The sequence below is a fragment of the Streptomyces sp. SID10853 genome (assembly GCF_010548145.1).
Lineage (GTDB): Bacteria > Actinomycetota > Actinomycetes > Streptomycetales > Streptomycetaceae > Streptomyces.
Genome location: NZ_JAAGLN010000347.1, coordinates 1 through 5,408, shown reverse-complemented (window position 1 = coordinate 5,408; position 5,408 = coordinate 1). Strand labels below are relative to the sequence as shown.

Sequence of the window (5,408 nt, the reverse complement as noted above, 5' to 3'; positions counted from 1 at the left end):
AGCACCCGCTCGCGCAGCCCGGGCACGGCGGACTCCGCCGCTGCCACGACCCGGTCGGCGAACGCTCCGGCCCGGTCGCCGGTGGCCCAGTCCTCGGACCCTGCGACGTCCCGGCCGGTGACCGGGACCGTGACCGTCAGCGTGACGGCCTCGTGGCCGGGGCCCGGGACCAGCGCCGGATCGTCCGGGCGCCCCACCGTCACCATCGGCAGATCGCGCTCCGCGCGGTGCACCACGGTGCGGTGGACGGCGTCCGCCTCCCGGTCCCCGCGCAGCGCCAGACAGACCACGAACCGGCCGCTCCGCGTGCCCGACGCGCGGTGCGGCCCGTGGGCGGACGGCAGCGGGGCACCCGCGACCACATGGTCGGCGTCGACGCCGCTCCCGTCGGCCAGCTCCAGACCGCAGGCCCTGCCGTCCTTCTCCCGTACGTCCGTGACCTCGGCGGAGAACACGAACTCGACCTTCCGTGCCAGGCACCGCTCGTACACCGCGTCCGCCAGCGCCCGCATCCCACCGCGTACATACCAGTTGCCGAACGTCTGCTCCATGTACGGCAGGACGGCGGCCGACGCCGGGGCCGTCAGCGGATCGAAACCGTAGGACACGGCGTAGCTCGCCAGCAGGGCCGCCAGCCGCGGGTCCCGCAGCTCCCTGCTGCCGATCTCGCCGAGCGTGGTCGCGCTGCGCCGCAGCAGCCCCGTTCTGAGCGCCGGGTAAGGATCGAGGCCCAGCGGGGCCGGATCGGCGGGCAGCGGCTCTTCCAGGAGCGGGCGCCTGGTGCTGTCCCACGTCTCCCGCGCCCGGTCGAGGAACGCACCCCAGCGGGCGCCCGCGCCGCCGCCCAGTGCCGCCTCCAGGGCCGCCACGGCCCCGGCGCGCGAGGCGTTCGGCAGCAGGACGCGGGTCCCGTCGTCGAAGAGATGGCGGGCCGCCGGATCCACCTGGACCAGCTCGACGCACTGCTCCAGCGGGTCACGGCCCGTCTTCACGAACAAGTCGCGGTAGACGGCGGGCAGCTGGAGCAGCCCGGGCCCGGTGTCGAAGGCGAAGCCGTCGCGTGCGAAGCGGCCCACCGCCCCGCCGTGGGTCGCCGTACGTTCGTACACCGTCACCCGGTGGCCTGCCACAGCCAGCCGGGCGGCAGCCGCCATGGCGCCCATCCCGGCGCCGATCACCGCAATCCGTGCCATGGCAGGAACTTTATCGGGGCCCCGTGCGCCCCTGCTGGGGTGGCGCACACAGGTCTGAGTATCCGTACCTAGAAGCGGAGATGAGTAGTTACGCGGATGGGCCCCGACCTGCGAGGACGGCAGAGTGTGGAGCACGGAAGGGGCGCGGCGCCGGCACCGCCGACACGGGGCGGCGGAAACGGCGCGGCTCCCCTGACGAGTACGGGATGTACGGGGGAGTACAGCGGGGGAGTACGGGGGAAGCGCCGTCCGGCGACGGCTCGGGAGACCGGGCCGGGCCTGGCGGCGCTCTTTCTTTCCCGCTCGCTCCTTCGCCGCCGCTCCTCCTCCGCCACCCTTTCGTTGCCGCTCTTCGCCGCCGCTCTTTCTCCGCTCTGGCCCTCTCAGCCCTCAGCCTCTCAGCCGTCAGCGCCCGCTGACGCGGCCGTGCAGCAGACGCGAGAGCGCCGCGTGCACCTCGTCGATCGACCGCCCGGGCTGGAACGCCTGCCAGTCGAGCGCCGCCACCAGGACCATGCCGACCAGGGCGGCAGCCGTCAGCGGGATGTCGATCTCCTCGCTCAGCTCGCCCCCTTCGACGGCCTCGCGCAGCACGGTCTCGACGACGGCCACGGCCTCCTGGCGTACCACGAGCAGGGTCGACTGCCACGCCCTGTTGGTGCGCCACAGCTCGGCCACGTACAGCTGAGTGAAGGCCGGATAGGCGTCGATGAAGCCGAGGCCGGCCCTGATCATGGCGTCCAGCGCCTCGACCTTGCTGCCGCCGCGCTCCGCCGTCGTGTCGGCCGCTGTCCGGAGCGCGGCGGTGAGGAGCCCGACCCCGTGCCGCAGCAGCTCCTCGAAGAGCACGGTCTTGCTCGCGAAGTTGTAGTAGACCGTGCCCTTGGCGACCCCCGCGCGCTCGGCGATCTCCTCCACCGTGGTGGCGGAGAAGCCCTTCTCGGCGATGAGAGTGACAGCTGCCTCGTACAGCTTCTGCCGGGTGGCCTGCCGTCTGGTGCTGGTGTCCATGCCCCCGATTCTCACAGGCCACCTCCCGTACAGGCCATTTCGCTCACAGGCTCAGCTCCGGATGCAGCCGTTCCATGGTCCACACCTGCTTGCTCCGCGCCGAGAGGGCGGTCAGCGCCAGCGCACCCGCGGTGAAACCGACCAGCACGGCCGAGCCGGTCCACACCGGCGCGAGGCCGCCGCCCGTGATGAGTCTGCGCAACCCCTCGACCACGTAACTCATCGGCAGATACGGGTGGATGGCGTTGAAGAACGCCGGGCTCGTCTGCACCGGATAGGTGCCGCCGGCCGAGGTCAGCTGGAGCATCAGCAGCGCCAGCACCAGGATCCGCCCGGCCGCGCCGAAGCGGGCGTTGAGCCACTGCACGATCGCGGCGAAGCAGCAGGTCACCAGGGCCAGAAAGCCCAGGGTCCCGGCGGCGCGGGCCAGCTGGAGGCCGATCGCCCAGTGCAGTACGGCCATCAGCGCGGCCGTCTGGAGCACCCCGATCGCGGCCACCGGGAGCCAGCCGGCGAAGGTGATCCGCCACGCCGAGGCGCCCGCGGCCAGCGCGCGCCTGCTGAGCGGCTGGATGAGCATGTACGCGACCATCGCACCGACCCAGAGCGAGAGCGGGATGAAGTACGGGGCGAAGCCGGTCCCGTAATTGGGCGCCCGGTGGAGCGACTTGGCGGCCAGCTGCACCGGATCGGCCATCACCGAGGTGCGCCGGTCCCGGTCCTGCTTGTCGTAGTCGGGGATCTTGGACACCCCGTCGTGCAGACCGGTGGCCAGGGTGCCCGCGCCGTCGGAGAGCTTGACGATCCCGCTGTGCAGGGTGTGCGCGCCGGTGTTCGCCTTCCCGACGCCGGTGTGCAGCGAGGTGGCGCCTGTCCTGGCGGTCGAGAGCCCGGAGTGCAGCCGTGCGGCGCCGCTCGCGACCCGGTGTGCGCCGCTGTCCAGTTCGTTGACCTTGCGCACGGCCGTGTCCAGGTCGCCGGAGAGGTGCGGGGCGTTCCGCGCCAGGCTGTCCGCCTGCTTCTGGAGCGTCGCGAGCTGTCCGTCGAGCTTCCGCAGATCGCCGTTCTGCTGCTGTACGAGGCCGTTGACGTCGCCCGCGATCCTCGCCGTGTCGGCTGCCGCCTCCTTGGCCTTCTTCAGCTGGGGGCAGGCCGGATCGGGGACGGGCAGGTCCTGGCAGCGCGCCCGGTAGACGCTGCTGAGGTCGGTGGAGGCGCTGGCGGCGCCCTCCGCCGCCACCGGGGCGGCCTTCACCAGGGTGGCGAGGTGGTCCCGTACGACCTGGGTGGTGTCGGAGACCAGCCGCGCCCCGTCACCGATGGCCTTGCCGTGGTCCTTGAGGAAGGGGCGGACGGCGCTCGCGGCGCCGTTCACCTGGTTCGCGAGGGTCCGGGTGCCCGCGGCGACCTGCTTCGATCCGGACTGCAGACCTGCCGAGCCCTTGTCGAGCTTCTTGATGCCGCCGGCCAGCTTGCCGCTGCCGGCCTTGGCGTCCTTCAGCCCGTCCGCGAGGTCCTTGGAGCCCTTCCGCGCCTTGCCGAGCCCGGTGGTGAGGTCGGACGCGCCGTCAGCCGCCTTCGCCGTCTGGTCGTGCAGGCTCGCGAAGGAGACGTAGATGCGGTCCAGGAACGTGCGGGACGCGTGCGTCGATGCCGAGGACCTGACCTCGGAGAACACCGTCCGGGAGAGCTGTCCGACGATGTAGTTGTTGGCGTCGTTCGTCCGGACCTGGAGGGCGCCGGTCTCGGGGGAGTCGCCCGAACTGGACGCGACCCGGCTGCTGAAGTCGGCCGGCATGGTCAGCGACAGGTAGTACGTCCCGTCCTCGACGCCCTTGCGGGCTTCGGCTGCGCTGGTCTCGTGCCAGTCGAAGACCTTGCTGTCGCGCAGCCCCTCGGTGATGTCGTCGCCCGCCCGGACCTTCGTACCGGCGGCTTCGGCGCCCCGGTCGTCATTGACCAGGGCGACGGGTATCCGGTCGAGCCGTCCGTACGGATCCCAGAACGACCAGAGGTACAGCGCGCCGTAGAGCAGGGGGAGCAGCAGGAGCGCGACGAGCGCGGCGCGGGGGAGCCTTCCCCTGCCGAACCGCTTCAGCTCAAGGGCGGCCAGTCTCGGCGAGCGCATCGGCTGCCCCTTCCTCTGTCTCCGTTGTTTCCTTTGTCTTCGTGGTCTCCTTCGGGGCGGCCCGCCGGGTGGAGACGGTGAGCACGCCGTCGGGAGCGCCGGCGCAGACGGCGAGCGTGGTGACACCGCTCGCGGCGACGGACCGGAGCAGCTCCCAGACCTCGTCGCGTTCGGGGCCGGAGAGCTTGAGGTCCGCGTCGTCCACGGCGAGCAGCCGCGGACCGCCCATCAGGCCGAGCGCCACCGAGAGCCGCAACGCTTCGAGACGCTCCAGATCCCGCACGGAGGTCCGGCCCTTCTTGGGCAGCGCGGTGAGATCGAGCCCGGCGGCCGCCGACGCCGCCTCGATACGAGCACGGGCCGCCGCCGCACGCTCGGAGCGGGGGCGCAGCAGGGCGCGGAGCGAACCGCTGTAGCGCCGCTGCAGCAGGGCTCGCTCACGCAGATGCTCGTCGACGGTGAGCGCCGGGTCGAGCTCGCTGACCCCGGGAACCGGGCCGAGCGCGCTGATCCGGCGGACCTCGGCCGACTTCCTGGGCAGCGGGAGCCCGGCGACCTCGGCATGGCCCTCGCTCGTGCGCATCCGGCCCGTCAGGGCGAGGAGCAGACAGGTGCGGCCGGATCCTGACGGGCCGTCGACCGCGATGAGCGCGCCCGGTTCCGCGTCGACACTCACACCGCGGAACGCCCAGCCGTGCGGGCCCCTGAGCCCCAGATGCTCCGCTCTGACAGCTGCCCCGTGCGGGCTGTCCACGACACCCTCCCCTGCTCCTGTACTGACCGGTCAGTACAAAAAAGTACGCCGTACTCGGCGGTCCTCGCAAAGGCCCAGGTCAGCGCCGATTGTCAGTGGTGGCCCGCAGGATGGACACAGACGGCCACAGTGCCGTCACACGACGACAGGAGGTTCCGTCATGGCCAGCTCGAACGCCGCACCAGCGCACCGGCCCCGTGTCACCGCCCCTGCCCCCTCGGTTGTCCCTGCGCCCGCCCCCGCGCCCGTCCCTGCGCCGGCCCCGGCGCCCGCCCCCTCCGCCGCCCCCGCGCACGACATCCATCCCGTCGCACGCCGGACC

4 protein-coding genes are annotated in these 5,408 nt (G+C 72.4%); all 4 read right to left on the bottom strand.

All coding sequences use genetic code 11. The annotated features are described in order from the left end of the window. Window positions 1-1,193: NAD(P)/FAD-dependent oxidoreductase (locus G3I19_RS34265; RefSeq protein WP_164267602.1), on the bottom strand; the 1,193-nt coding region annotated here is incomplete at its 3' end. Window positions 1,194-1,598: 405 nt separating this feature from the next. Then, window positions 1,599-2,204, bottom strand: a complete 606-nt coding sequence (locus tag G3I19_RS34260; protein WP_164267601.1) for a TetR/AcrR family transcriptional regulator — start codon at window positions 2,202-2,204, stop codon at window positions 1,599-1,601. 43 nt (window positions 2,205-2,247) lie between these two features. Beyond that, window positions 2,248-4,332 carry a YhgE/Pip domain-containing protein gene (locus tag G3I19_RS34255; protein WP_164267600.1) on the bottom strand — a complete coding sequence of 695 codons (2,085 nt, stop codon included), beginning with the start codon at window positions 4,330-4,332 and terminating at the stop codon, window positions 2,248-2,250. Beyond that, window positions 4,304-5,086 carry an ATP-binding cassette domain-containing protein gene (locus tag G3I19_RS34250; protein ID WP_164267599.1) on the bottom strand — a complete coding sequence of 261 codons (783 nt, stop codon included), beginning with the start codon at window positions 5,084-5,086 and terminating at the stop codon, window positions 4,304-4,306. The genes G3I19_RS34255 and G3I19_RS34250 overlap by 29 nt, the downstream gene beginning before the upstream one ends. Window positions 5,087-5,408 lie beyond the last annotated feature (322 nt).

Bases quoted from the DNA above. Each gene is read 5' to 3' on its own strand.
- G3I19_RS34260 (WP_164267601.1), bottom strand. From the start codon at position 2,204: ATGGACACCAGCACCAGACGGCAGGCCACCCGGCAGAAGCTGTACGAG.
- G3I19_RS34255 (WP_164267600.1), bottom strand. From the start codon at position 4,332: ATGCGCTCGCCGAGACTGGCCGCCCTTGAGCTGAAGCGGTTCGGCAGG.